A 25,264-nucleotide genomic window follows, 5' to 3' on the forward strand; every position below is an offset into this window, starting at 1 on the left:
CTGATAACAAAAAGTTTAATTTTTTTCCCCGCCGCGCTGACTATAGTTAGGGCACTTTCACTTGCCCAATAAGGTCACGATTATGAAATTAGTTATCGCCTCCGTAATTTCTCTGCTCAGCTTCAGCGCGCTGGCGGCGCCAGAGGGGACGCTCAGCGTACACATTCTTAATCAGCAAACCGGGCTCCCTTCACCGGGGGTGCAGATTGAGCTGGATAAACAGCAGGGGGAGAGCTGGCAGCATATCGCCACCGGTAAAACGGATGCCGATGGGCGGATTAAGTCGCTCTATCCGCAGGCGGAGAATATGGAGCCGGGGGTGTATAAAGTGACGTTTAAAACCGGTGACTATTTTAAAAGCCAAAATATGAATACGTTCTTCCCGGTGATTCCGGTTATTTTCAATGTCACAAAGCAAAATCAAAAACTGCATATCCCGCTGCTGCTCAGTCAGTACGGATACTCTACCTACCGCGGCAGCTGATGACCCAAGCCGCTATCCAGCCAACGCCTGCGCGGCTTCCGCAGGCGTCACGCTTTTCTCGCACCACGATGTCCACGCCTAACGCTCGGTCTCTTTCTCTTTAAAGTGTTTAACGGCTTCGTCGTACATCGCCAGCAGGCCGGAAATTTCGCCTTCATATTGCGGCACGCGCTGGGCGCGAACGAGCTCAATCAGTAGCGCATAGGCTGCTTCTTCCGGGGCCGCATGTGGATTAATAAGTCCAGACATATCACCTCCTTAACAGTGGGCCTTTAGCCTACCCCTCGGCGGGAAAACGCAACAGCCTGATATGCAACCAGTACTTCTTATATGGCTCTTATGAAACCTCAGAGGCGAAGACCACGGCGGAAATCAATTGAAGGAGGGGTTATCCAGACCACTGGCGTGGCGGTTAGTGGTGCATCTACACCGGCAGGAGGCTCATCATCAGCCAGGCGATGGCGATGCAGATAAGGGTCATCGACAGCACAAAATTCATGGTAGCTCCTCTTCATCCTTTCTTTACTCAACGTAAATTTTGACAGCGATGATCGCCTTTATCCTTGGCGATTTGTGCCGCTATCCGGCGGTGGGCTGGGGAAAGACGGCCTGTTTCCCAGTGAAGGCCAGCAAAATATCCTCTTTGCCAGGGTTATAGTGATGACATCAATGAATAAGCTGCATCACATTGGTTATGTTGGTCTTTCCGCCTGAAGAATGACTTCGGGTCGCTGATAAGCTTGCTGGGGGACTAACAGGATGAGCACTACACCGTTAACGCTTTCTTTTGCTGGACAACAACCGCCCATCGCCCTGCCGCAGGTGCCGGGAACGCGGGGGCCGGTGGGAGTTGACATGCGCGGGCTAAATCAGTCCGGATTCTGCAGCTATGACCCCGGCTTCGCCAACACCGCCGGATGCCAGTCGGCGATCTCGTGGATCGATACGGAAAACAGCGTGCTATTGCACCGCGGCTATCCGGTGGATCAGCTGGCTCGCCAGTGCGATTTTCTCGAAGTGGCCTACATCATGCTGAACGGTGACGCGCCGGATGAGGCCTGCTATCAAACCTTTCGCGAGACCATCACCCGCCATACTCTGGTCCATGAGCAGATAGCCCGCATGTGCAGCGGCTTTCGTCGCGACTCGCACCCGATGGCGCTGATGTGCGCCCTGGTGGGGGCGCTGGCGGCGTTTTATCATGACGTCCTGGACGTGGAAAATCTGCAGCACCGGGCGCTGGCCGCCACCCGGTTGCTGTCGAAAATGCCCACTATCGCCGCCATGAGCTACAAGTACACCATTGAGCAACCCGCGGCGTATCCGCGCAACGATCTCTCCTATGCCGGTAATTTCCTGCAGATGCTGTTTGCTATCCCGGCGGAAAAATACGTTCTCAATCCGGTTATCGAGCAGGCGATGAACCAGATCCTGGTGCTGCATGCCGATCACGGGCAGTGCGCCTCGACCACTACGGTGCGCGCGGCGGGCTCCTCCGGGGCGAACTTATTCGCCTGCGTCGCCGCCGGGCTGGCGTCGCTGTGGGGGCCGATGCATGGCGGAGCAAATGAATCGAGCATGCGAATGCTGGAGGAGATTGAAAGCGTCGATCAGGTTCCGGCGTTTCTGCGCCAGGCGAAGCGCGATCCGCAGGCATTTCGCCGGCTGGGTTTTGGCAACTCGCGCTACCGTCACCGTGACCCGCGCGCCGATATCCTGCGTGAAACCAGCCATCGGGTGCTGGCGGAGGTAGGCATGTCCGACCGCCTGCTGCAGGTGGCGATGGCCCTTGAGGACGTGGCGCTGACCGACCCCTATTTTGTGGACAATGGCCTGTCGCCAAGCGTGGATTTCTATACCGCGGTGATCCTTAAAGCGATGAATCTGCCTTCGTCAATGTTTGCGGTGGTCACCGCGGTCGGTCGGACGGTCGGTTGGGTGGCGCACTGGAACGAGATGCACCAGGCGCCGCTGACCATCTACCGGCCACGGCAGATTTACGTTGGCGAGGGCTATCGGGATTACGTCTCCCGACGCGGCGAGCGGTCTGCTGAGCTAAGGTAATGCCTTACAGGCAGGAGGCGCGCGGCGTCTTCCTGCCCAGGCGGGTTACTACTCAGAGATGCCGGGAGAGCAGATAGTGCTCGACGGCGGTATATTCGGTTAACCGGGTATACAGCGCCAACAGGGCGCTGAGAAAAGCGCCTACCTCACAGGCCTGCGGCCTTGGCGTGGCGAGTAATGGCTGTAGCGTAGCTCTCAGTTGATCAAGGTCGGGCTTCAGCACATACGGTATATGCAGGGTGCTGAGGATGGTTTCAGTCTGCTGGAAATCATGACGAGATGGCAACGCCTCGTCTGCGCTTAGCCAGCTCAGGATAATCAACATGAGGCGATTTTTAGCGTAGAGATACGATTTCATGGCCTGTCTCCTGTCGGTAGTGGCGCAACACCATCCCCTGAACTTTGTTCATCAGTTCCACGTTATTTTTCACCGCCAGCTTGCTAAGGACGCGTGAACGGTAGTAGTAGACCCGTTTGATCGTGAGCTGCATGGTGCTGGCCACGTGACACAACGGCATTCCCCCCATCAGCAGGCTGATTAAAAAAGTTTCCTTACGGGTCAGGTTATAGCTGTCAGGTATGGCGATATAGAGCTTGTCGGCGGGGGGCGATGTCAAGCGCGGACCGCGGGCAAGGGCAGCGCTGAGCCCGGCAAAACTGGTGATGAACTCTGCGCCGAGCACAATGGCGAGGCTGCGTTCGAGCTCGCTCAACGGGTAGCCTGATTTGGCAAAAATAAAGATCCGGATCAGGGGATTAAACGATTTTAAACTGAGCGCGACCTGCAGTACTTCGATGCTGACGCTGCTGTAATCAATAAGGATGGTGCTTAGCCGGGCTCCGGCATCGGTCGCAAAAAAAGTATAGAACATCTCACTCTGTCCACTAAACGGGTAACAGAGTATTTCTTTAATATCCAGAGGCTTGCTGTTTGGTTCATTAATATACGCTTTCAGGGCAATATTAAAATATTCTGAATCCGCAATGCAGATCAACATAATGACCTCCTGGCATAAATACGCTGTGCATGCTGTCCTGCCTGATTCGACAATTTACTGTAGAGAATACCCGCCATAAATAACATACTCCCTGCGCTTTCAATCCAGGGGGGAGAACGTGGGAGGAGGTGGTTAATAATGAGGGTGAGATAGTTAGATCGCATTTCTCGAATGTTTTTTAGAAAATAAAAAATAAAAATTACCTTTTATTTACAATTAGTTATGTTTTTATTGTGCGTTTGTTGTATNTCTTTTTCAGAGTGGTGTTAAGACTTTTCTATAAAAAGTAGAAATGGTCCTGGTGGCGAATTTGAATAATAAATAATGAAGTGAGTAGGATGTCAGTGCAGGGAAGGGGTTAAAAGATAACAGGCTAATCCAATGGACTGAGTATTAATAAATTGTACGTATAAAGTACGCCANNNTATTTCCTGAACGATTCTCCATAAGCGTGGTGATGAGGAGTGAATATGAAAAAATACAGCAAAGGAATGGCATCTTTCGTGGTGATGATGATGCTTTCTCCGGTAGCGGCGCAGGCTGCTGATGGCAAAGTCACCTTTAATGGTGAAGTCATCGACAATACCTGTACGGTAAAGAATAAAGACAAGACGGTAACCCTGCCGACGGTCCAGCGCTCGGCGCTCAGCAGCGCGGGCGAGACGGCGGGCGTGGTTCCCTTCACTATCGATCTGACGAGCTGTTCCCCGGGGACCAATGTCTCGGTGTACTTCGAGAAGGATCAAAACGTTTCCACGGAGGGCCGACTAAAAAACACTCTGACTGACGGCACGGAAGCAGAAAACGTCGATGTGGAGCTGCTGAACACCCGGTTTACGCCGATTAACCTCGCGGAGACCCCGGCGGTCGCTGCAGACGGCAAAGTTGCTCGCCTGGAAGCGATCCCGGTGGCGGTGGCTGAGCAGGATGGTTCCGCCTCGCTGCCTTTCTATGCCCGCTACTATGCGACTGATGCCGCCAAGGCTGGAAAAGTCGCAGCCTACGTCAACTTTACGGTGGTCTATCCGTAACCCCTGTCCACGGCCCCGCTCAGGGGCCGTTTATCCCCCCGACAAGGAGGAGGTGAATATGCGGCGTATGGTTCTGGCACTGCTGCTGTCCAGCTATTTACCCTCGGCGGACGCCAGCATGGTTATTGACGGCACACGGATTATTTTTCCCGGCGACAAAAAAGAGATCGCCGTCCGGGCCACCAATATGGGGGAGACCCCCTCTCTGACGCAGGTCTGGGTCGACGATGGCCGCGTGCAAAATCAACCGGAAAAGGATGCGGCGCCGTTTATTGTGCTGCCGCCGATTGTGCGCATCGAACCGGGAAAAGGCCAGAGCTGGCGCCTGGTGTTTAACGGCAGCCGCCTGCCGCAGGATCGGGAATCGCTGTTCTGGTTCAATCTTCTGGATATCCCACCTGAGCCGAAAAATGGCAAGACTGACAATTACCTGCAGCTCGCGATACGGTCGCGTATCAAGCTGTTTTACCGTCCGGCAGGCGTGGCGGCGGAAAAAATAGCCGCGGAAAAAGCCCTGAGCTGGGCGCTGGCTCCTACGGGCAACGGGTTGCGGGTGAGCAATGCCTCAGCGCGCTATATCACCATCGACAGCATCACCCTTAACGGACAAAAACACGCTGCCGGCATGGTCGCCCCGTTTTCCTCGCTGGAGATCGCGCCTAAAGGGGTCGCGCTGCGCACGCTGCCAGCCAAATTCAGCTTCACCACCATCAATGATTACGGCGCGGTAGTGAATCATAATTATCCTCAGTAAGGACATTATTATGAAACTCAGGGAGATCAAGGTTGGGTTGATGCTGCTCCTTCCCTGGCAGGAGGCATGGGCGGCAGAGGCGTTTAGTTTTAACCGCGCCCATTTGCACGGCGCCGCGCAGGTTGATCTCCAGAAATATCAATACGGTAATCCACTACACGCCGGACAGTACCGCAGCACGCTCTCGGTGAATGGCCGGGACCTGGGGGAAGAAACGTTTGTTATCCAGGAACACGATGGCCAGCTTGAGCCCTGCATCTCACCCTCGCTGTTCGACGCTCTGCAGCTGAAGGATGCCCAGTGGCCAACCGCGGCCACCTGCCTGCGTTTTTCGCAGATCGATAAGGCGATCGGCTGGGAGTATGACAGCGGGGAAAACGTCCTGCGGGTAAATATGCCCCAGGCGCTGCTGCAACCCCATTATCGGGGGGCGGTGAACCTGAAAAAGGTGGATAGCGGCGTGCCCGCCGCGGTGCTGCGCTACCAGGCCAATAGCTATCAGAGCATCGTCGACGGGGACACCAGCAGCCATCATTATCTCGGGCTGGATGCCAGCCTGCGCGCCTTTGGCTGGCGGTTACATCACCAGTCCAGCTACCAGGCGCAGGAAGGGAATACGCACTGGGATAGCATTGCCACCTGGGCTGAGAGAAGTGTAGTGAACTGGGCGTCCACGTTACGGCTGGGTCAGGGATGGACCGACGGAACCTTCTTTGACAGCGTCAGTTTTATCGGCGGCAGGCTGGCTACCGATGTGCGCATGCTGCCGGGCTCTCGCCGCGGTTTTGCGCCGTCGGTCAGCGGCGTGGCGCGCACCAACGCCCGCGTAACGGTCACCCAGAACGGCGCTCTGTTGTACGAGGCAACGGTTCCGCCGGGCAAATTCACCTTTGACGATCTCTATCCCACCAACGCCGGCGGCGATTTACAGGTGACGATCCACGAGGCGGATGGCAGTCAGGACACCTTTACCGTGCCGTACGCCACGCTGCCTGGCCTGGTGCGGGCAGGCGCGGTCTATTATGATCTGTCGCTGGGCTATCTGGATGAGGACGGGATCGCCGGGCGNCCGGGATTTGGCGAAGCCACGCTGCAGTACGGCTTCAATGACTATATCAGCGGCTATACCGGCGCTAACGCGACGACAGATTATTACTCGACGCTGGTCGGCAGCGCCTTCAATACCTACTGGGGCGCGCTGGCGGTCGATCTTTCCCGTTCTGCGGCGAAGGGCAGGGAGCACGGCTGGCAGGAGGGCTACCGCTGGCGGGTGTCCGCATCAAAATCGTTTACATCCGATACGCGAATGCTGCTCTCGATGAGCCACAGCAACGACGGCAATTATCGCTCCATTCGCGATGCCGCCTGGGAGCACGACCGGCACCCTAACGACTGGCGGGAGATGACCCGCTACAGCGCGACGTTGTCTCAGCAGGCCGGCAGCGGCAGTCTGTCATTTAACGGAATCTGGAGTGAGGATGTCCGCCACCACCGCTGGCGCTCATATCAGCTGGGCTATGCCAACCGCTATGGTCAGCTCAATTATTATCTGTATGCCCAGCAGAGCCAGGATATCCATCACCGCAATAATCAGGTGGTGGGCGTCTCCTTTTCGCTGCCGTTCGGGCAGGCGGGCAGCCTGACCACCCGCTTTAACCACGATAAAAACTACGGCAGCCAGCTGCAGTCCAGCTATACCGGCAGCGGAGGCGAGAAAAACGCCTTCAGCTACGGTTTGACCGCCAGCTACGACATGCCGCGGGAGAACCCAAATGAAGCCAGCGTTGCGGCCAACGGTAGCCTGCGGACGGATTATGCGTACCTGAACGCCAGCGCCAGCGCCGGTCGCCATCAGCAGCAGTACTCGCTGGGGGCATCGGGCGCCCTGGTGGCGCATCAGGGCGGCATGACCGCCACCCCCGAACTGGGGGAAACCTTTGCCATTGTGGAAGCGCCCGGCGCGGTGGGGGCTCGGGTGGCTAACCGCGCTGGACAGCCGATTAACCGCCAGGGTTTTACGATCATCCCTTACCTCGATCCCTTTACCGCTAACTGGCTGGATCTCGATCCGCAGGGTCTGAACGACCATGTGGAGATTGTCTCCAGCAGCACGACGGTGGTGCCCGATTCGGGCGCGGCGGTGAAGGTCAAATTTGTCACGCGTACCGGCTATCCCTGGTTTGCCCATGTCACGCTGCCGGATGGCGCGGCGCCCCCGCTGGGCGCGGAGGTGTTCGACGACAACGGTCGGGCGGTTGGCGCCGTCGGTCAGGGCGGGCTGCTGTATGCCCGGGTGCCGCAGGACCACGGCAGCGTCTCGGTAGTATGGGGCGAACGCAGCGGGCAACGCTGCCGGTTGGCCTATGCCATCCGCGACGACGCGGTGCAGCAGGTTAGCAGCGGCACGCCGCATCAGGTCTGCCGGCCGGGAATAAAGGAGAAGTAATATGAAAAAAATCATCGCATCAGGGGTACCTCTTCTGCTGGCCGGCGGGTACTGCGCTTCGCTGTCGGCAGCGTGTCAGATGGTCAGTGGCAAAACTATCGAGTATTCAGTGAACGTCAGCCAGGCCAGTATCAACCTTGACGTCAGCGATCTCCCCATCGGCTCCCTGCTATACAGCTACGGAGGGATGATTATCACTAATAACGAACGCTGGGAGATCGCCTGCAGCGGCAGCGAGCCCGGCGGGTTTCAGAGCATTGGCGGTTCCCGGGTCGGCCCGGCGGGAGACGGCAAGCCGGGGGATATCTACAGCATCGACCGCCTGCCGGGCATCGGCTACAGCTTTCAGATGGGGGAACAGGATGGCATTAATTTCGATCCCCTGTTCACGGCCTGGCCTTCCGCGCCGGTATTTTCCGGCCAGCGCGCATTTCAGGCGGAAAATAAAAAACCGACCATCTATTTCTGGCGGATTGCCGATAACGGCGGTCTACCGCCGCCGGGCGAATATTGCCTTAATGATTACCTTGGCGATATTTATCTTGGCGGAGTACAGGCGATGCGCTTCAGCGTCAGCGGGCTCTGTATTCAGGTCAAATCACCCACCTGCAAGATTACTGACGACAGTAAAAACATTAACGTCTTCCTCGGACGGCATAACAAAACCGCATTTACCGGGCTCAACAGCACCACCGCCCCGGTTCCTTTTAACATCAACCTGACGAACTGTGAAAATGTCGGCAGCGTGTTTATGCAGTTTAACGCGACGGTGGACAGCGCTGTCGCCGCCAACGAAGTGATTAAAATCGATGACCAACCTGAAGGGGCATCCGGACTTGGCGTGCAGATCCTCAGTGCCGGCGGCTCGCTGGTGCCGCTAAACCAGGTGAGCCAGGTCTGGTCCGGGAATAAAGGCAGTCAGACGAACTATCGTTTATCCTATCAGGCCCGCTATATCCAGACGCAGCCCGCAGTGACTGCGGGCGAAGCGAACGCCAGCGCGACCTTCGTGGTGACTTATAACTGATCTGCCTGGCGGCGCGGCGCCGTCAGGCATGCGCCAGTAAAGGAAACATCAACTTCCTGTCTTTAAACAGGTTTTCCTTCTGGTCATAGACGAAGAGGATATCTTCTCCCTCTATCTTCTCATACTCGCCGAGCCGGTCTTCACTGGGGGTAAAACCGAGGATGGCCTGGTAAACGTGGTCATCGGCCAGTTCGTTGACCAGCGTCGACAGGCTCTTGCCCACGTCGCAGAATAGATCAAAGCAGATCAGCACCGGACCGTTTTGCATGGCGATGACCACCGCCTCATTTTTTGCCGAGTAATAGACAAAATGCTTCATAAAGGCTGAGCAGTAAAACATCAGCAGGCCAAAGTTATGCTCCACCCGCAGCGGGGAGAACGGGTTGGATTTTTCATAGTAATGGCGGAGCAGGGCGACATCGTCAGGGCTGTCCATATCCAGTTTACGAAAATCACCGGCTCGCGGGGAGACCGGCATAATATATTGATACTCTTCGCTGCGGGTGAAGCCAAATTTGGGGTAAAAATCCACCGTGGTGGGATTGGCGAATAAAAAGAAGGCGTCCGCCTCCTGCTGCCAGTCCTGCAGGATGTGATGGATAAGCTGGCCGGCTAATCCCTTATTACGGTGGTCCGGTTCGGTCATCACGGTGCCAATCTGAATATAACGCCGGGGCTCGCCCTGCCAGCGCAGGTCGATGATGTTGGCCGAAGCGTTAGCGATAACTTTATTGCGTTCGACAAAAGCATAGGGGATATAGGCATCGGTCCAGTAACCTTGCTGATACCACTCTTCAAAAGACAGGTCAAAAGTCTTAACGGCAAGGTCAATGAAGCTTTTTCTTAATGGGTTATTTTCTCTGACTTGCTTCACTAATTGATAATTCATTGTCATAGTTCCTTCTCACTATGGCTTCTGAAAGCGGCGACGTCGGCAAAGGCACTTGCGTCGAATGAGCGCTGTAAACGTAGCATATCTGGGAAAAGGATCCGCAATGTCGATGCTTAACCTTTGCCCCAGTCACAAATAACCGCATGCTGGCCGTGTCAAACCGGGCGAAACGGACTGTTTGCGTTCGCTATCGCCATAATAAAGCGTGAGTAAAAGAGGTATTGGTCGAGAGGCTGAGGCAAATGTACTGGCTATTTTATCGACAATCGGCCGAGCCGTAGAGGTTAGGTTTATTTATTTATGCATTAAACAGGAAATTTTACGCGTTGCGTCTAATAATAGAGTAGTCCCCAGCGTAAGGGCTGAATTTATCCTGGAATCGGCTTATAATAACGCGCTTTGTGATTGAGTATTACCGCACGAATTGGAAAAATACTACGTGCAGGATCCGCTACTTTATTTCGCGGTTTTTGCTCAGCTATTATTGAGTGAATTAACAGGATTACTATGTCAAATTTACCCAAATTTTCCCGCGCGCTGTTGCACCCGCGTTACTGGCTGTTGTGGCTGGGAATTGGCTTTTTGTGGCTGCTGGTGCAATTACCGTATCCGGTGATCTACCGTCTGGGAACGGCGCTTGGGCGGCTGGCAATGCGGGTGATGAAAAGCCGCGCGCGGATTGCCAGACGTAATCTCGAACTCTGCTTTCCCGAGATGAGCGCCGCCGACCGCGAGGCGCTGCTGGTGAAAAACTTTGAATCGCTGGGCATGGGGCTGATGGAGACCGGCATGGCCTGGTTCTGGCCGACGCACCGGGTAGCGCGCTGGACCGAAACCAGCGGCGTTAACGAGGTGGTGGAGCTTCTGGAAGAAAAACAGGGCATTTTACTGATCGGTATCCATTTTCTGACCCTCGAAATGGGTGCGCGAATGTACGGCATGTTTACCCCAGGCATTGGCGTCTACCGTCCTAACGATAACCCGCTGATTGACTGGCTGCAAACCTGGGGACGCTTGCGCTCTAACAAGACCATGTTGGATCGAAAAAATCTGAAAGGGATGGTCAGGGCGCTAAAAGAGGGGGAAATTCTCTGGTACGCGCCGGATCATGACTACGGTCCGGCCAGCAGCGTCTTCGCCCCGCTGTTTGCCGTCGAACAGGCGGCGACCACCACCGGTACCTGGATGCTGGCGAAAATGTCCGGGGCGACGATTGTGCCGTTTGTTCCGCGGCGCAAGCCCAACGGCATGGGGTATGAATTGATCTCCCTGACGCCGGAGCGCACGCCGCCGCTGGCGAGCGCCGAGGTTACGGCGGCCTGGATGAATCAGATTATCGAACAGTGCATCCTGATGGCGCCCGAGCAATACATGTGGCTGCACCGGCGCTTTAAGACCCGCCCGGAAGGAGTACCGCCGCGTTACTGAACGCCTCGGCCAAAAAATAAGCGCATCGGTAGCACGCTTAGTAAATCGCCGTCTATACTGAAAGGGCCTGACTGAAGGCTAATTCCAAGGAGATTGCAGGATGAAAAAAGTGATAGTCGCGTTAGCCCTTTCCGCCGTTGCATTTGGCGCCTCCGCCGCGCAGTTGATTACCAAAGAAGAAGTGAAACACTTCAAACTGACCAAAGTCGGGCCGATCTCGGTGGGGCCGTCCGGTGGCGAATTCTCTTCGCCTTCCGATCTGCACGATCAGCTCTCCAAGCTGGCCGATGAGAAAGGCGGAAAGTACTACGTGATCACCGCTGCGCGTGAGCATGGCCCTAACTTTGAAGCCACAGCGGAAGTGTATAAATAACCTTTTTTTAAAGCGTGCCGTATCGGCGCGCAACGCATTGAGCCTGGAGCGCGTTAAGCCTCCGGGCTTATTTTTTTCTGCTATCGGAATTGCCTTAGGCAATAGCGGCAGCGGAAATGCGTTTTTATCGCTATATATAGATTTCATGATCACGATGTTAATGAATTATTGCTTTTTATTGTTAATAAAGAGCCAATTCCGGCCTAATGCCTGAGGGAGTGACCCCTGGCAAAAATAGGTAGGACAAATGTGTTATCATTGCGCCTTTCCCTTTTTGTCTGGGGCTTTCTTGTATGCTACAACCTGTTGTTCGCGTCGGTGAATGGCTGGTAACCCCCTCTGTAAACCAAATCAGCAGGAAGGGGCGCCAGCTTACCCTTGAACCGCGTTTAATCGATCTTCTGGTCTTTTTTGCCCGCCATCCGGGGGAAGTGCTTAGCCGGGACGAGCTTATCGAAAACGTCTGGACCCGGAACGTTGTGACCAGCCACGTCGTCACGCAGAGTATTTCTGAACTGCGCAAGTCGCTCAAAGACGGCGACGACGTTAGCCTTGAGTACATCGCGACGGTACCCAAACGGGGGTATAAGCTCACGGTGCCGGTGATCTGGTGCACCGAAGAGGGGGATGAGCTAGCCCCGTCGATGGAGGCGCTGACGCCTTCGCCGTCGACCGCTGTTCCTGCGCCGCCGGCCGCCGGTGCGCCATCCGACGTCTCTGTCCCTCTCCCTGATGCCGCTGCGCCGCCACCGGCTCCTACCGTGGCCAGCGCGCCGTCAGGCCGCAAGCGCCTCACTACCGCCCTGGTGTGGGGGCTGTTCCTGTTGGCGCTGGGCACCTGCGTGGCGCTGGTGGCGCTGTCGAGCATGGAATCGCGGCCGCCGGTCAACAAGGCGCGTCTGCTGCTCAATCCGCGCGATATCGATATCCACCTGGTGAATGGCAACTCCTGCGCTAACTGGTCGTCGCAGCACTCCTACGCCGTAGGACTGGCCAGCCTGATCACCACCTCGCTGAACACCTTCTCCACCTTTATGGTGCATGATAAAACGGACTACAACATCAATGAACCGAGCAGTTCCGGCAAAACGCTGACCATTGAGTTCGTTAATCAGCGCCATTATCGGGCGCAGCAGTGCTTTATGTCGGTCCAGCTGGTGGACAACGCCGACAGCTCGACGATGCTGGATAAGCGCTACTTTGTGACCAACGATAACCAGCTGACCATCCAGAACGATCTGATGAACAGCCTGTCGGATGCCCTGGCGCAGCCGTGGCCGGCGCGAATGCAGGCGATGCTCAGGCAATATCAGCCCTCGCAAAGCGTGGCGTTAACCTATTTCTACCAGTCGCATCAGCTGTTAATGAAGGGCGACGTCGATTCATTAAGTAAGGCCAGTAGCCTGCTGGATGATGTGATTAAGCGGGCGCCGGATTTTATTTACGCCTATGCCGAAAAAACGCTGGTGGATGTATTGCGCCATTCACAACAGCCGCTGGATGATAAACAGCTGGCCGCCCTCTACAGTGAAGTCGAGCGGGTAGGGGCGATGCCGGGTATAAAAGACATGGCGATTTATTATCAAATAAAAGCGGTGGATTCATTGGGGAAGGGCAAAGTCGACGAAGCAAATACCGCAATTAATAGTGCGATTGATTTAGAGATGTCATGGCTAAATTATGTGCTGTTAGGCAAAGTCTATGAGATGAAAGGTGAGAACCGTCTGGCTGCCGATTCTTACATCACGGCGTTTAATTTACGTCCTGGCGAAGATACCCTGTACTGGATTGAAAATGGGGTTTTCCAGACGTCGGTTAACCGAGTCGTTCCATATCTCGACAACTTTCTCTCTTCAGAATAAGTAAACCCTCATCATGTGCAAGGTTTTGGGCATGGTGAGGTTAAATTTATGTTTCTCATGAAGCCTCTTGTTGTTATTTTTATTTAGCATTCGGGAGGCTTTAAATAACAGCCAGATAACACGCTTTCCTTCTTCTAACTCACTGTAATACAACGATGTTTATCTTTTTCTGACACCCTGCTGTCATGTTTATATGTTAAGCGAAAAAGGTCAAAATATCATTTGTCTGATGTTTGTTTTTATATCACTTTATCTTTAGGACTTATCTCGTACAAATCAGTAATCTTGTTGGCAGTTGGTCGGGTCAATTAATGGTTCTGTATCATGATCTGTACCTCCCAAATAAACTTAGGAGAAAAACAACCATGAGTTCTGCCAAGAAGATCGGGCTATTTGCCTGTACCGGTGTCGTCGCCGGTAATATGATGGGGAGCGGGATTGCATTATTACCTGCGAACCTGGCCAGCATCGGTGGTATTGCCATTTGGGGCTGGGTGATTTCAATTATTGGTGCGATGTCTCTGGCTTATGTTTATGCCCGACTGGCCACTAAAAACCCGCAGCAGGGCGGTCCTATTGCCTACGCTGGCGAAATATCTCCGGCATTCGGTTTCCAGACCGGTGTCCTTTATTATCATGCAAACTGGATTGGTAACCTGGCCATCGGGATTACCGCAGTTTCTTATCTCTCTACGTTCTTCCCAATTTTAAATAACCCGGTGCCAGCAGGTATTGCCTGTATTGCCATCGTGTGGATCTTTACTTTCGTTAATATGCTCGGCGGGACCTGGGTCAGCCGTCTGACCACCATTGGTCTGGTACTGGTGCTTATTCCGGTAGTCATGACCGCGGTCGTGGGCTGGCACTGGTTTGATGTCGCCACCTATCAGGCAAACTGGAACACCTCCAGCACCACTGATAGCCACGCGGTTATTAAAAGTATCCTGCTCTGCCTGTGGGCCTTCGTTGGCGTAGAATCCGCCGCCGTGAGTACCGGGATGGTGAAAAACCCGAAACGTACCGTGCCGCTGGCAACCATGCTGGGTACCGCGATGGCCGGTATCGTCTACATCGCCGCGACTCAGGTTATCGCCGGTATGTATCCTGCTTCTCAGATGGCCGCGTCCGGTGCGCCGTTCGCAATTAGCGCCTCTACCATCCTCGGCGGCTGGGCTGCACCGATGGTATCCGCTTTCACCGCCTTTGCCTGCCTGACTTCTCTGGGCTCGTGGATGATGCTGGTTGGCCAGGCCGGTGTACGTGCCGCCAACGACGGTAACTTCCCGAAAGTGTATGGCGAAGTTGATAACAACGGTATTCCGAAAAAAGGCCTGCTGCTGGCCGCAGTGAAAATGACCGCGCTGATGGTGCTGATTACCCTGATGAACTCCGCCGGTGGTAAAGCCTCTGACCTGTTCGGCGAACTGACCGGTATCGCGGTACTGCTGACCATGCTGCCTTACTTCTACTCCTGTGTTGACCTGATTCGTTTCGAAGGCATCAACATCCGTAACTTCGTTAGCCTGATTTGTTCGGTACTGGGTTGCGTGTTCTGCTTCATCGCGCTGATGGGCGCAAGCTCCTTCGAACTGGCCGGCACTTTCATCGTTAGCCTGATTATCCTGATGTTCTACGGTCGCAAAATGCACCAGCGCCAGAACAACGCATCGGATAACAACACCACCGCTAACGCGCACTAATCAGCAACCCGTTTTCCTGAGGCTCCTTCCATCACCTGTCATCACGCGACGGGAGGGGCTTTCTACATCTGGAGATTTGACTATGAACGTTATTGCAATCATGAATCACATGGGGGTTTACTTCAAAGAAGAACCCATCCGTGAACTGCATCGTGCTCTCGAACGCCTGGACTTCCGTATTGTCTACCCGAACGACCGTGACGACTTATTAAAACTTATTGAAAACAACTCTCGTCTGTGCGGCGTGATCTTCGACTGGGATAAATACAATCTCGAACTGTGCGAAGAAATCAGCAAAATGAACGAGTACATGCCGCTGTATGCGTTCGCTAACACCTACTCCACTCTGGACGTTAGCCTGAACGATCTGCGCATGCAGGTTCGCTTCTTCGAATATGCGCTGGGCGCTGCGGAAGATATCGCGAACAAAATCAAACAGAACACTGACGAATACATCGACACCATTCTGCCGCCGCTGACCAAAGCGCTGTTCAAATATGTCCGTGAAGGTAAATATACCTTCTGTACCCCAGGCCACATGGGCGGTACCGCGTTCCAGAAAAGCCCGGTAGGCAGCATCTTCTACGATTTCTTTGGCTCCAACACCATGAAATCCGATATCTCCATTTCGGTTTCTGAACTGGGTTCCCTGCTGGACCACAGCGGCCCGCACAAAGAAGCGGAAGAGTATATCGCTCGCGTGTTTAACGCAGAACGCAGCTACATGGTGACCAACGGTACTTCTACCGCTAACAAAATCGTCGGCATGTACTCCGCGCCGGCCGGCAGCACCGTGCTGATTGACCGTAACTGCCACAAATCGCTGACTCACCTGATGATGATGAGCGACATTACGCCGATCTACTTCCGTCCGACCCGTAACGCCTACGGTATCCTCGGCGGTATTCCGCAGAGCGAATTCCAGCACGCGACTATCGCCAAGCGTGTGAAAGAGACGCCGAATGCGACCTGGCCGGTACACGCGGTTATCACCAACTCAACCTATGATGGTCTGCTGTACAACACCGACTTCATCAAGAAAACCCTGGATGTGAAATCCATCCACTTTGACTCCGCATGGGTCCCTTACACCAACTTCTCGCCGATCTATGAAGGCAAATGCGGGATGAGCGGCGGCCGCGTTGAAGGGAAAGTGATTTATGAAACCCAGTCCACGCACAAACTGCTGGCGGCGTTCTCCCAGGCGTCGATGATCCACGTGAAAGGCGACGTTAACGAAGAGACCTTCAACGAAGCCTACATGATGCACACCACCACCTCTCCACACTACGGGATCGTGGCCTCCACCGAAACCGCGGCGGCGATGATGAAGGGGAACGCTGGTAAGCGTCTGATCGACGGCTCTATTGAACGTTCCATCAAGTTCCGTAAAGAGATCAAACGTCTGAAAGGCGAGTCTGACGGCTGGTTCTTCGACGTCTGGCAGCCGGAGCATATCGATGGTCCTGAATGCTGGCCGCTGCGTTCCGACAGCGCATGGCACGGTTTCAAAAACATCGATAACGAACACATGTACCTCGACCCGATCAAAGTCACGCTGCTGACTCCGGGGATGAAGAAAGACGGCACCATGGATGACTTCGGTATTCCGGCAAGCATCGTGGCGAAATACCTCGACGAACACGGCATCGTGGTAGAGAAAACCGGTCCGTACAACCTGCTGTTCCTGTTCAGTATCGGTATCGATAAGACTAAAGCGCTGAGCCTGCTGCGTGCGCTGACCGACTTCAAACGCGCGTTCGACCTGAACCTGCGGGTGAAAAACATGCTGCCGTCGCTGTACCGTGAAGATCCTGAATTCTATGAAAACATGCGTATTCAGGACCTCGCGCAGAACATTCACAAACTGATCGAGCATCACAACCTGCCGGATCTGATGTTCCGCGCGTTTGAAGTGCTGCCATCGATGGTGATGACCCCGTATGCCGCGTTCCAGAAAGAGCTGCACGGTCAGACGGAAGAAGTGTATCTCGAAGAGATGGTCGGCCGCGTCAACGCCAACATGATCCTGCCGTATCCTCCGGGAGTGCCGCTGGTGATGCCGGGTGAGATGATCACCGAAGAGAGCCGTCCGGTGCTGGAGTTCCTGCAGATGCTGTGCGAAATCGGCGCCCACTATCCAGGCTTCGAAACCGATATCCACGGCGCCTATCGTCAGGCGGATGGTCGTTACACCGTTAAAGTGCTGAAAGAAGAGAATAACAAGTAATAGACGCACACCAGGGAAGTGGCTTGCCACTTCCCTTTTTCACGCTGCAAGGAGAACACATGAAAACACCCTCACAGCCGCGCGCGATTTACTACATCGTTGCGATCCAGATCTGGGAGTACTTCAGCTTTTACGGCATGCGCGCCTTACTCATCCTTTACCTTACCCACCAGCTTGGCTTCGACGACAGCCACGCCATCAGCCTGTTCAGCGCTTACGCATCTCTGGTTTACGTTACCCCTATTCTCGGCGGCTGGCTTGCCGACCGCCTGCTCGGCAACCGCACGGCGGTAATTGCCGGGGCGCTGTTGATGACCCTCGGCCATGTGGTGCTGGGCGTTGAGTCGACCTCCGCATGGAGTTTGTACGTCGCGCTGGCGATCATTATCTGCGGCTACGGCCTGTTTAAATCCAATATCAGCTGCCTGCTCGGCGAACTGTACGCTCACGACGACCCGCGTCGCGACGGCGGTTTCTCGCTGCTGTACGCCGCCGGCAACGTCGGCTCGATTGCTGCGCCCATCGCCTGCGGACTGGCGGCGCAGTGGTACGGCTGGCATATCGGCTTCGCCCTTGCGGGGATCGGTATGTTTATCGGCCTGATGATTTTCTTAAGCGGCAGCCGCCACTTCCGGCATACCCGCGGCGTCGATAAACCGGCGCTGCGGGCGGTGAAGTTCGTGCTGCCGACCTGGGGCTGGCTGCTGGTGATGCTCTGCCTGGCGCCGGTATTTTTCACGCTGCTGCTGCAAAACAACTGGTCCGGCTATCTGCTGGCGATCGTCTGCCTGTTCGCCGCCCAGATGGTGGCGCGGATCATGATCAAAGCCCCGGAGCATCGACGCGCGCTGTGGCAGATCGTCCTGCTGATGCTCGCCGGAACGCTGTTCTGGGTGCTGGCGCAGCAGGGCGGGAGCTCGATTAGCCTGTTTATCGACCACTTCGTCAATCGTCGTCTGCTGAACTGGGACGTGCCGACCGCGCTGTTCCAGTCAGTTAACGCGATAGCGGTGATGGCGGCCGGCGTGGTGCTGGCGTGGCTGATGCGCCCGGAAGGCAGCGTGCGTTCTGTGCTGCGCGTCTGGCTGAAATTTTCTTTCGGCCTGCTGCTGATGGGCGGCGGCTTTATGCTGCTGGCGCTCAATGCCCGCCATGGCGCGGCTGACGGTCAGGCCTCGATGGGCATGATGGTCGCCGGGCTGGCGATGATGGGCTTTGCCGAACTGTTTATCGACCCGGTGGCGATGGCGCAAATCACCCGTCTGAACATGCCCGGCGTCACCGGCGTATTGACCGGCATTTATATGCTGGCCACCGGCGCGGTGGCCAACTGGCTGGCGGGCGTGGTCGCCCAGCAAACCACCGAATCGCAAATCAGCGATACGGCGATTGCCGCCTATCAGCATTTCTTCGCGCAGATGGGCGAATGGACCCTCGGCTGCGTGGCGGTGATGGTCATTATCGCCTTTGCCGCGGCCTGTAGCGTCGGCAAACGTCGTGCGGCTGCCGGTGAAATTACCGGCGGCGGCGCCTGACGCTCGTCCCGGCTCGTGGCGTAAACACTTTGTCCGGGCCGCGATTCGTAGCCCCGGTAAGCGCAGCGCGACCGGGGGCATTACCTCAACAGCGGAGCGCGAAGTCGCTCCTTGCACAGCTTAGTGAACAGGAGGAGGATATTCTGGCATGCGCGGAGGCCAACGATAAAAAATACCGTTACTGAAGCCATAGCTGAGTGAGATCAGCTTGGAGTGAATCCAGGATCGTTAAGATTGTGCTCTGGTGTCTTCCCAGAGACAGGCCGCGCGGAAGGGTGACCTGGTTCAATTTATCGAAGCTAGTTTGAAAGCAAGGTTATGAGGAATCCATATGTCTGAACAACAAGCACAAGGTGCCGATGAGGCCATTGACCTTAATAATGAACTGAAAGCTCGTCGCGAAAAACTGGCTGCGCTGCGTGAGCAGGGCGTAGCTTTCCCCAACGATTTCCGTCGCGATCATACCTCTGACCAATTGCATGCTGAATTCGATGCGAAGGACAACGATGAACTCGCTTCCCTGAACGTTGAAGTTGCGGTGGCTGGTCGGATGATGACCCGTCGCGTGATGGGCAAAGCCTCCTTCGTCACCCTCCAGGACGTCGGCGGCCGCATTCAGCTGTACGTGGCGCGCGATGACCTGCCGGAAGGCGTCTACAACGAACAGTTTAAGAAATGGGACCTCGGCGATATCATCGCCGCCCGCGGCAAGCTGTTCAAAACGCAAACCGGCGAACTCTCGATCCACTGCACCGAGCTGCGCCTGCTGACCAAAGCCCTGCGCCCGCTGCCGGATAAATTCCACGGCCTGCAGGATCAGGAAGTTCGCTATCGCCAGCGCTATCTGGATCTGATCGCCAACGAAGAGTCGCGTCATACGTTCCGTATCCGTTCGCAGATCCTCGCGACCATGCGCCAGTTCATGGTGGCTCGTGGCTTTATGGAAGTCGAAACCCCGATGATGCAGGTGATCCCAGGCGGTGCGTCAGCCCGTCCGTTCATTACCCATCACAACGCGCTGGATCTGGATATGTACCTGCGCATCGCGCCGGAACTGTATCTAAAACGTCTGGTGGTCGGCGGTTTTGAACGCGTGTTTGAAATCAACCGCAACTTCCGCAACGAAGGGATCTCGGTACGCCATAACCCAGAGTTCACCATGATGGAACTGTATATGGCGTATGCGGACTACAAAGACCTGATCGAACTGACCGAGTCGTTGTTCCGCACCCTGGCGCAGACGGTGCTGGGCAAAACCGAAGTGCCGTATGGCGACCAGGTGTTTGATTTCGGCAAGCCGTTTGAAAAACTGACCATGCGCGAAGCAATCAAGAAACACCGTCCGGAAACCAACATGGCGGATCTGGATAACTTCGACGCGGCGAAAGCGCTGGCGGAATCTATCGGTATTCAGGTAGAGAAAAGCTGGGGGCTGGGACGCATAGTTACCGAAATCTTTGACGAAGTGGCGGAAGCGCATCTGATTCAGCCGACCTTCATCACCGAATACCCGGCGGAAGTTTCTCCGCTGGCGCGCCGTAACGACGTCAACCCGGAAATCACTGACCGCTTTGAATTCTTCATCGGCGGCCGCGAAATCGGTAACGGTTTCAGCGAGCTGAACGATGCCGAAGACCAGGCGCAGCGCTTCCAGGATCAGGTGAACGCCAAAGCGGCGGGCGATGACGAAGCGATGTTCTACGACGAAGACTACGTGACCGCCCTCGAGTACGGCCTGCCGCCGACCGCGGGTCTGGGTATTGGTATCGACCGCATGGTGATGCTGTTTACCAACAGCCATACCATCCGCGACGTGATCCTCTTCCCGGCCATGCGTCCGCAGAAGTAATCCGTTGCACTCCCTCCCGGCCTGCGCCGGGGGGTTCTCCCTGCATTATCCCCGGCCTGTCGGCAGAGCGATGTTATTACAGGATTTTTTGCAACGTGCCGCGCTGGCTGCCGTTTGCCCATACGCCGTTAAAGGCGTCGTTCAGCGTAAAGGCTGAGCTTTTCACCCGGAAGGTCAGTTTACCCTGACTGGCTTTCGCCTCCTCGACCAGATGACCATGGGTTTTCACCGTTTTAGCGGTGACGGTAATCTCATCAATTTTATCGCCATACTCCGTATAAACATACCAGGTGCCCACCCAGGGGCCGAAGCCGCTGTCGGCGTGCTGCGCGGCGCCGGCATTCTCGGCTTTGGTTTTATGAATATCGCAGGTGATCCCGTCGGTCATCTGCGTGCAGCCGGAACGTTCAAGCTGTTCCCGGTATTTCGCGCTAATGGCGTGGGCCGGCGCGGCGGCGACCAGCGCCAGGGTGAGGGTGGTGAAAAGCCAGGTCTTATTCATCTTATTGTTTCTCATCGCGATAGCGGCGTGCCGGGCCAGAGAGAGGGATACACGTTGGTGTATTCTCCCGTTGGCGTCAGAATAAAATAACCCAACCAGTCCTGATAAGTAATTAGCAAGACGCTCTGGGGTTATTTATTAGTAAAACATCAAAGTTTCATGCTTATTTCGCAAGCCAACCTTCCCACTGCTTGTCATATTATTGCAGAGAGAATGTTAATTATTTGATGTTTTAAAAGCGGCTATGTGTCATTCAGGCAAATAACAGCAGGCCTGTCCTTGGCGCACGGCAAAAGCCCGCGCTGGTGCGGTGTTGAGTTTTTTTCATATTGCTATCATCATATTTCGAATGAAAGGGATAACCTCTGAAGCGGGTTATTAAGCCAGTAATTTTTATCCGCAAAATAAGCCGGCGGCAAGCATTATTTCCATTTATTTTTCAGGGTTACCTGAAATAGCGAATATACCGCCAACGCAATGATGGATTTCCATCATTTCTCCGTTTTCATCGTCGGTCGTCACCTGCTTATAGTGACGCCAGACAAGACCACAGGGTGGAAAGGAGAACAAGATGGCGACAGAGCAACTGCGGTGGGGCGTGAGCCCCCTGTGCTGGACCAACGATGTACTCGAGGATTTAGGCGGTGATATTCCCCTGNATACCTGCCTGCGCGAGGCGCGGGAGGCGGGCTATCAGGGCATTGAGTTAGGACGGAAATTTCCCCGCCAGGCATCAACCCTGGGCCCGCTGCTGGCGGCGGCTGACCTGCGCCTGGCGTCCGGCTGGTACAGCGGCATGCTGGCCGACCGCAGCGTGGAAGCGGAGCTGGAGGCGGTGCGGGAGCACGCCCAGCTCCTCCGGCAGCTCGGCGCGAAGGTGATGGTTTACGGCGAATGCGGGCAACTGCCAGGTGAAACCCCGCTTGATGAGCCTATTTCGCTCTCGCCGCCGTTAAGCCGCGTCAGCCTGGCGGCGTATTGCCACAAGCTGAATACCTTTGCCGACCTGCTGCTGCGCGACTATGACCTCCAGCTGGCCTATCACCATCATCTGATGATGCTGGTGGAGCACGATGACGAGCTGGAGCGGTTTCTGTCTCACACCCATGACAACGTCGGGCTGGCGTTTGATACCGGGCACGCCTTTGTCGCCGGGGTCGAGATCCCGCGCGTACTGCACAAATATGGCCACCGTATCCGCCATCTGCATCTGAAAGACGTGCGTCCGCAGGTGCTGGGGCGTCTGTATCGGGAAAACCTGAGCTTTAACNAGGCGGTGCGCGCCGGGCTGTTTACCATCCCAGGCGACGGCTGCATCGACTATGCGCCGATCCTCGACTTTGTCCGGGACAGCGACTACCACGGCTGGCTGATTATCGAAGCCGAGCAGGACCCGGCGATGGCGCCGCCGCTGGCCACCGCCAGCCGCGCCTATGCCTGGCTGGCGCACCATTTATCTTCCCCTTCATCGTCAGAGGAGTACGCATCATGAGCGCGCGGTTAAATATCGGCCTTATCGGCTCAGGTTTTATGGGGCAGGCACACGCTGACGCTTACCGTCGCGCGGCAATGTTCTATCCCGATCTGCCCAAGCGCCCGCATCTCTACGCGCTGGCGGATCAGGATCAGGCGATGGCCGAACGCCACGCGGCGAAACTGGGGGCGGAAAAGGCCTACGGCGACTGGCGCGAGCTGGTAAACGATCCGCAGGTTGATGTGGTGGATATCACCTCGCCGAACCATCTGCACTACACAATGGCGATGGCGGCGATCGCGGCGGGTAAACATGTCTATTGCGAGAAGCCGCTGGCGGTCAATGAGCAGCAGGCGCAGGAGATGGCGCAGGCGGCACGGCGCGCGGGGGTGAAGACCATGGTGGCCTTTAACAACATCAAAACGCCGGCGGCGCTGCTGGCAAAGCAGATTATCGCCCGGGGAGATATTGGCGAACCGGTGCGCTTTCGCGGCACCTTTGATCAGGGGTTTTATAACGACCCGAACCTGCCCTGGTCCTGGCGCTGCTCGAAAACCCTCGGCGGCAGCGGGGCGCTTGGCGACCTCGGCGCCCATACCCTGTCCGTCGCCCAGTTTTTGCTGGGCGGGATCCGTGAAGTGACCGCCAGCGCGCAAACCTGCCTGCGCCAGCGTCCGGTGCCGCAGACCGATGCCGGGTATGCCAGCCGGGTCGCGGCCGATGCCGAGTGGCGGGAAGTGGAAAATGACGATCAGGTTCAGTGCCTGGTCAATTTCGACAGCGGCGCCGCGGGGGTGATTGAGGCCTCGCGCATCGCCGCCGGTCGGATCTTCGGCGTGTTCTGGGAGGTCTCCGGCACCGAAGGCACGCTGTATATGGATGGGGAGCGCTTTAACGAGCTGCAGGTCTATCGCTTCAACGATGACAAACATGACCGCGGCTTTAAGACGCTGTATGCCGGGAGCCAGATCCCGGCCTATGCCGGCTTCTTCGGCTTCGATTTTGGCGGCGGCGGGCTGGGCTATTTTGACGTCAAGGTGATCGAAGTGCATGACCTGGTGCAGGGGATTTGCGGGGAGGGCGACTGCTATCCCAACTTTGAATTTGGTTTGCAGAATCAGCGAGTGCTGTCGGCGATTGAAGCCTCGATGGCCAGCCGTCGCTGGGTGAACGTGGTTAAAGACTAAGGAGCCGCTATGTTTCCGTCACACTTACCAACCCCGCGCCGCCCGGCGGCGCAGAGCATTCCCATCCTGCGCTGGGGCATTATCGGTCCTGGCTGGATCGCCGAGCGCTTTGTGCACTCATTGAAAACCTACAGCCGGCAGCAGGTGGTGGCGGTGGTTTCCCGCAGCCAGGCGAAGGCCGACCGGGTGGCCGCGGAATGGGGGATCCCCCAGGCTTACGGCCAGGTGGAGGAGATGCTGGCGCGTCCGGATATTGATGCGGTGTATATTGCGACGCCGCACAACCATCACTTTCCCGACGGCATGCAGGCGCTGAAGGCGGGCAAACACGTGCTGATAGAGAAACCCTTCGCCCTCAACCTCGGCGAAGGGCGTGAGCTGCAGGCCGAAGCCGCCCGCCAGGAGAAGCTGGCGCTGGAGGCAATGTGGTGCGATTACGCGCCGAAATATGATGTGATCCGCCAGCTGCTGGAGGATGGGGCGCTCGGCGACCTGCATACCCTGCTGGCCGATCACGGCGAGTATTTCACCCCCGAGCACCGCATCTTCAATGCCGATCTTGCCGGCGGGCCGATGATGGACCTCGGCAGCTATGTGACCTCGTTTGCGCTGATGGTGGGCGGCATGCCGCAGGAGATTGTCGCCCGCGGCAGCGCCACGGCGGAGGGGCTGAACGGTCAGACGTCGATGCTGTTCGGCTGGCAGAACGGGATGCAGGGGTTGTTAAACACCACTTTGTTCAGCAACACGCCGGGCGGGGCGGTGGTGGCCGGACGCCAGGCGACCCTGACGATCGACGGCCAGTTTTACGCCCCCGGCGGCTTCACGCTCGCCGCCAGCCAGGGCGGGCAGGTGCTGCGCTGGGAAGAGCCGCGCAATCGTTACGACCAGCTGTTCTGGCAGGCGGAGCATTTTGCCTGGTGCATCGGGCAGGGGTTGCAGGACTCGCCGCTGCGGCCGCTCAGTCGGGTGCTGCAGAATCTGCAGGTGATGGATGAGGTGCGGCGCCAGGTGGGCGCGGTGTTTAACGAAGAACGCTAAGGAGCCGGCCGGGCATTGGTTTGCAGATAGCGCGAGCGTATCTGCCATTGCCCGGCAAAAGGACGCGTACGATGCCTGATGTCTGTTGCCCGGCGGCGCTGCGCTTGCACGGGCCTGTGATATCTATGCAACCGATTGATATTACGGTGTATTAATGCCTGTCTTCTGTAGGCCGGGCAAGGCATCGCCGCCGCCCGGCATAAAACGGCTCCGCGTCGGCTGTTCTTGCCCGGCGGCGCTGCGCTTGCACGGGCCTACGATTTTACTGCAACCGTTTGATATTAAATCAGATTAATGCCTGTGTTATGTAGGCCGGGCAAGGCGTTGCCGCCGCCCGGNATAAAACGGCTCCGCGCCCGCTGTTCTTGCCCGGCGGCGCTGCGCTTG

22 protein-coding genes are annotated in these 25,264 nt (G+C 56.2%); 17 read left to right on the plus strand and 5 right to left on the minus strand.

The genetic code is table 11. The annotated features are described in order from the left end of the window. The first annotated feature begins 82 nt into the window (after positions 1–82). Positions 83–484 carry a hydroxyisourate hydrolase gene (gene uraH, locus VZP09_RS02475; RefSeq protein WP_002892366.1) on the plus strand — a complete coding sequence of 134 codons (402 nt, stop codon included), beginning with the start codon at positions 83–85 and terminating at the stop codon, positions 482–484. 78 nt (positions 485–562) lie between these two features. On the opposite strand, the gene VZP09_RS02480 is transcribed toward uraH, so the two are convergent. Continuing rightward, positions 563–733: a hypothetical protein gene (locus VZP09_RS02480; protein WP_002892370.1), complete on the minus strand. Its 171-nt coding sequence runs from the start codon at positions 731–733 to the stop codon at positions 563–565. Between the two features lie 324 nt (positions 734–1,057). Here VZP09_RS02480 and VZP09_RS02485 point away from each other — a divergent pair, with 324 nt between their 5' ends. After that, positions 1,058–1,198 (plus strand): hypothetical protein, encoded by a 141-nt coding sequence (locus VZP09_RS02485; protein ID WP_032409092.1) that lies wholly within the window; start codon positions 1,058–1,060, stop codon positions 1,196–1,198. A gap of 45 nt (positions 1,199–1,243) precedes the next feature. Continuing rightward, a complete protein-coding gene (locus tag VZP09_RS02490) occupies positions 1,244–2,548 on the plus strand; it encodes a citrate synthase (RefSeq protein ID WP_025368381.1) in 1,305 nt (434 codons plus the stop codon). A gap of 52 nt (positions 2,549–2,600) precedes the next feature. On the opposite strand, the gene VZP09_RS02495 is transcribed toward VZP09_RS02490, so the two are convergent. Beyond that, positions 2,601–2,906, minus strand: a complete 306-nt coding sequence (locus VZP09_RS02495) for a hypothetical protein (RefSeq protein ID WP_004191501.1) — start codon at positions 2,904–2,906, stop codon at positions 2,601–2,603. Further along, positions 2,884–3,546: a LuxR C-terminal-related transcriptional regulator gene (locus VZP09_RS02500; protein WP_002892378.1), complete on the minus strand. Its 663-nt coding sequence runs from the start codon at positions 3,544–3,546 to the stop codon at positions 2,884–2,886. The genes VZP09_RS02495 and VZP09_RS02500 overlap by 23 nt, the downstream gene beginning before the upstream one ends. Before the next feature lie 470 nt (positions 3,547–4,016). On the opposite strand from VZP09_RS02500, the gene VZP09_RS02505 reads away from it, so the two are divergent. From VZP09_RS02505 to VZP09_RS02520, 4 genes are all read left to right on the plus strand, one after another. Beyond that, positions 4,017–4,577, plus strand: a complete 561-nt coding sequence (locus VZP09_RS02505; protein WP_009308069.1) for a fimbrial protein — start codon at positions 4,017–4,019, stop codon at positions 4,575–4,577. Positions 4,578–4,635: 58 nt separating this feature from the next. Then, entirely contained in the window at positions 4,636–5,331 is a 696-nt protein-coding gene (locus tag VZP09_RS02510; RefSeq protein WP_004893746.1) for a fimbrial biogenesis chaperone, read from the plus strand. 10 nt (positions 5,332–5,341) lie between these two features. Beyond that, positions 5,342–7,777, plus strand: a complete 2,436-nt coding sequence (locus tag VZP09_RS02515) for a fimbria/pilus outer membrane usher protein (protein ID WP_087847698.1) — start codon at positions 5,342–5,344, stop codon at positions 7,775–7,777. Between the two features lies 1 nt (position 7,778). Further along, positions 7,779–8,804 (plus strand): fimbrial protein, encoded by a 1,026-nt coding sequence (locus VZP09_RS02520; RefSeq protein WP_023158656.1) that lies wholly within the window; start codon positions 7,779–7,781, stop codon positions 8,802–8,804. A gap of 22 nt (positions 8,805–8,826) precedes the next feature. On the opposite strand, the gene VZP09_RS02525 is transcribed toward VZP09_RS02520, so the two are convergent. Then, a complete protein-coding gene (locus VZP09_RS02525) occupies positions 8,827–9,693 on the minus strand; it encodes a GNAT family N-acetyltransferase (protein ID WP_002892397.1) in 867 nt (288 codons plus the stop codon). Positions 9,694–10,203: 510 nt separating this feature from the next. Between VZP09_RS02525 and VZP09_RS02530 the strand changes: the two genes are divergently transcribed. The 7 genes from VZP09_RS02530 to lysS all read left to right on the plus strand — a co-directional run bounded on the left by VZP09_RS02530 (position 10,204) and on the right by lysS (position 20,673). Next, positions 10,204–11,124: a Kdo(2)-lipid IV(A) acyltransferase gene (locus tag VZP09_RS02530; protein WP_002892400.1), complete on the plus strand. Its 921-nt coding sequence runs from the start codon at positions 10,204–10,206 to the stop codon at positions 11,122–11,124. A 100-nt stretch (positions 11,125–11,224) separates the two neighbouring features. Beyond that, positions 11,225–11,497 carry a DUF1471 domain-containing protein gene (locus tag VZP09_RS02535; protein WP_002892402.1) on the plus strand — a complete coding sequence of 91 codons (273 nt, stop codon included), beginning with the start codon at positions 11,225–11,227 and terminating at the stop codon, positions 11,495–11,497. Positions 11,498–11,790: 293 nt separating this feature from the next. Next, positions 11,791–13,359 (plus strand): lysine decarboxylation/transport transcriptional activator CadC, encoded by a 1,569-nt coding sequence (gene cadC, locus VZP09_RS02540; protein WP_004191488.1) that lies wholly within the window; start codon positions 11,791–11,793, stop codon positions 13,357–13,359. A gap of 365 nt (positions 13,360–13,724) precedes the next feature. Further along, positions 13,725–15,059, plus strand: coding sequence for a cadaverine/lysine antiporter (gene cadB, locus VZP09_RS02545; protein WP_002892484.1), 1,335 nt, complete (start codon positions 13,725–13,727; stop codon positions 15,057–15,059). An 82-nt stretch (positions 15,060–15,141) separates the two neighbouring features. Then, positions 15,142–17,289 (plus strand): lysine decarboxylase CadA, encoded by a 2,148-nt coding sequence (cadA, locus tag VZP09_RS02550; RefSeq protein ID WP_002892486.1) that lies wholly within the window; start codon positions 15,142–15,144, stop codon positions 17,287–17,289. Between the two features lie 59 nt (positions 17,290–17,348). After that, complete coding sequence (gene dtpD, locus VZP09_RS02555; RefSeq protein ID WP_004151795.1) at positions 17,349–18,824, plus strand: dipeptide permease DtpD; 1,476 nt, start codon at positions 17,349–17,351, stop codon at positions 18,822–18,824. Positions 18,825–19,155: 331 nt separating this feature from the next. Beyond that, a complete protein-coding gene (lysS, locus tag VZP09_RS02560; protein WP_002892491.1) occupies positions 19,156–20,673 on the plus strand; it encodes a lysine--tRNA ligase in 1,518 nt (505 codons plus the stop codon). A gap of 76 nt (positions 20,674–20,749) precedes the next feature. Here the strand turns inward: lysS and VZP09_RS02565 are convergent, their stop codons facing one another. Then, entirely contained in the window at positions 20,750–21,175 is a 426-nt protein-coding gene (locus tag VZP09_RS02565; RefSeq protein ID WP_040210631.1) for a hypothetical protein, read from the minus strand. 571 nt (positions 21,176–21,746) lie between these two features. Here VZP09_RS02565 and iolE point away from each other — a divergent pair. The 3 genes from iolE to VZP09_RS02580 are packed head-to-tail and all read left to right on the plus strand — an operon-like array spanning position 21,747 to position 24,877. Next, positions 21,747–22,667 carry a myo-inosose-2 dehydratase gene (gene iolE / locus VZP09_RS02570; protein ID WP_328794875.1) on the plus strand — a complete coding sequence of 307 codons (921 nt, stop codon included), beginning with the start codon at positions 21,747–21,749 and terminating at the stop codon, positions 22,665–22,667. Continuing rightward, positions 22,664–23,836 (plus strand): Gfo/Idh/MocA family protein, encoded by a 1,173-nt coding sequence (locus tag VZP09_RS02575; protein ID WP_004142667.1) that lies wholly within the window; start codon positions 22,664–22,666, stop codon positions 23,834–23,836. The genes iolE and VZP09_RS02575 overlap by 4 nt, the downstream gene beginning before the upstream one ends. 9 nt (positions 23,837–23,845) lie before the next feature. Further along, positions 23,846–24,877 carry a Gfo/Idh/MocA family protein gene (locus VZP09_RS02580; protein ID WP_004177013.1) on the plus strand — a complete coding sequence of 344 codons (1,032 nt, stop codon included), beginning with the start codon at positions 23,846–23,848 and terminating at the stop codon, positions 24,875–24,877. Positions 24,878–25,264 lie beyond the last annotated feature (387 nt).

Source organism: Klebsiella sp. EMBS2024 (assembly GCF_036233805.1).
GTDB classification, from domain to species: domain Bacteria; phylum Pseudomonadota; class Gammaproteobacteria; order Enterobacterales; family Enterobacteriaceae; genus Klebsiella; species Klebsiella pneumoniae.

Excerpts from the sequence above, each read along its gene's own strand:
- uraH (WP_002892366.1), top strand. The coding sequence starts at position 83 with ATGAAATTAGTTATCGCCTCCGTAATTTCTCTGCTCAGCTTCAGCGCG.
- VZP09_RS02480 (WP_002892370.1), bottom strand. The coding sequence starts at position 733 with ATGTCTGGACTTATTAATCCACATGCGGCCCCGGAAGAAGCAGCCTAT.
- VZP09_RS02490 (WP_025368381.1), top strand. The coding sequence starts at position 1,244 with ATGAGCACTACACCGTTAACGCTTTCTTTTGCTGGACAACAACCGCCC.
- VZP09_RS02495 (WP_004191501.1), bottom strand. The coding sequence starts at position 2,906 with ATGAAATCGTATCTCTACGCTAAAAATCGCCTCATGTTGATTATCCTG.
- VZP09_RS02500 (WP_002892378.1), bottom strand. The coding sequence starts at position 3,546 with ATGTTGATCTGCATTGCGGATTCAGAATATTTTAATATTGCCCTGAAA.
- VZP09_RS02505 (WP_009308069.1), top strand. The coding sequence starts at position 4,017 with ATGAAAAAATACAGCAAAGGAATGGCATCTTTCGTGGTGATGATGATG.
- VZP09_RS02510 (WP_004893746.1), top strand. The coding sequence starts at position 4,636 with ATGCGGCGTATGGTTCTGGCACTGCTGCTGTCCAGCTATTTACCCTCG.
- VZP09_RS02520 (WP_023158656.1), top strand. The coding sequence starts at position 7,779 with ATGAAAAAAATCATCGCATCAGGGGTACCTCTTCTGCTGGCCGGCGGG.
- VZP09_RS02525 (WP_002892397.1), bottom strand. The coding sequence starts at position 9,693 with ATGAATTATCAATTAGTGAAGCAAGTCAGAGAAAATAACCCATTAAGA.
- VZP09_RS02530 (WP_002892400.1), top strand. The coding sequence starts at position 10,204 with ATGTCAAATTTACCCAAATTTTCCCGCGCGCTGTTGCACCCGCGTTAC.
- VZP09_RS02535 (WP_002892402.1), top strand. The coding sequence starts at position 11,225 with ATGAAAAAAGTGATAGTCGCGTTAGCCCTTTCCGCCGTTGCATTTGGC.
- cadC (WP_004191488.1), top strand. The coding sequence starts at position 11,791 with ATGCTACAACCTGTTGTTCGCGTCGGTGAATGGCTGGTAACCCCCTCT.
- cadB (WP_002892484.1), top strand. The coding sequence starts at position 13,725 with ATGAGTTCTGCCAAGAAGATCGGGCTATTTGCCTGTACCGGTGTCGTC.
- cadA (WP_002892486.1), top strand. The coding sequence starts at position 15,142 with ATGAACGTTATTGCAATCATGAATCACATGGGGGTTTACTTCAAAGAA.
- dtpD (WP_004151795.1), top strand. The coding sequence starts at position 17,349 with ATGAAAACACCCTCACAGCCGCGCGCGATTTACTACATCGTTGCGATC.
- lysS (WP_002892491.1), top strand. The coding sequence starts at position 19,156 with ATGTCTGAACAACAAGCACAAGGTGCCGATGAGGCCATTGACCTTAAT.
- VZP09_RS02565 (WP_040210631.1), bottom strand. The coding sequence starts at position 21,175 with ATGAATAAGACCTGGCTTTTCACCACCCTCACCCTGGCGCTGGTCGCC.
- VZP09_RS02575 (WP_004142667.1), top strand. The coding sequence starts at position 22,664 with ATGAGCGCGCGGTTAAATATCGGCCTTATCGGCTCAGGTTTTATGGGG.
- VZP09_RS02580 (WP_004177013.1), top strand. The coding sequence starts at position 23,846 with ATGTTTCCGTCACACTTACCAACCCCGCGCCGCCCGGCGGCGCAGAGC.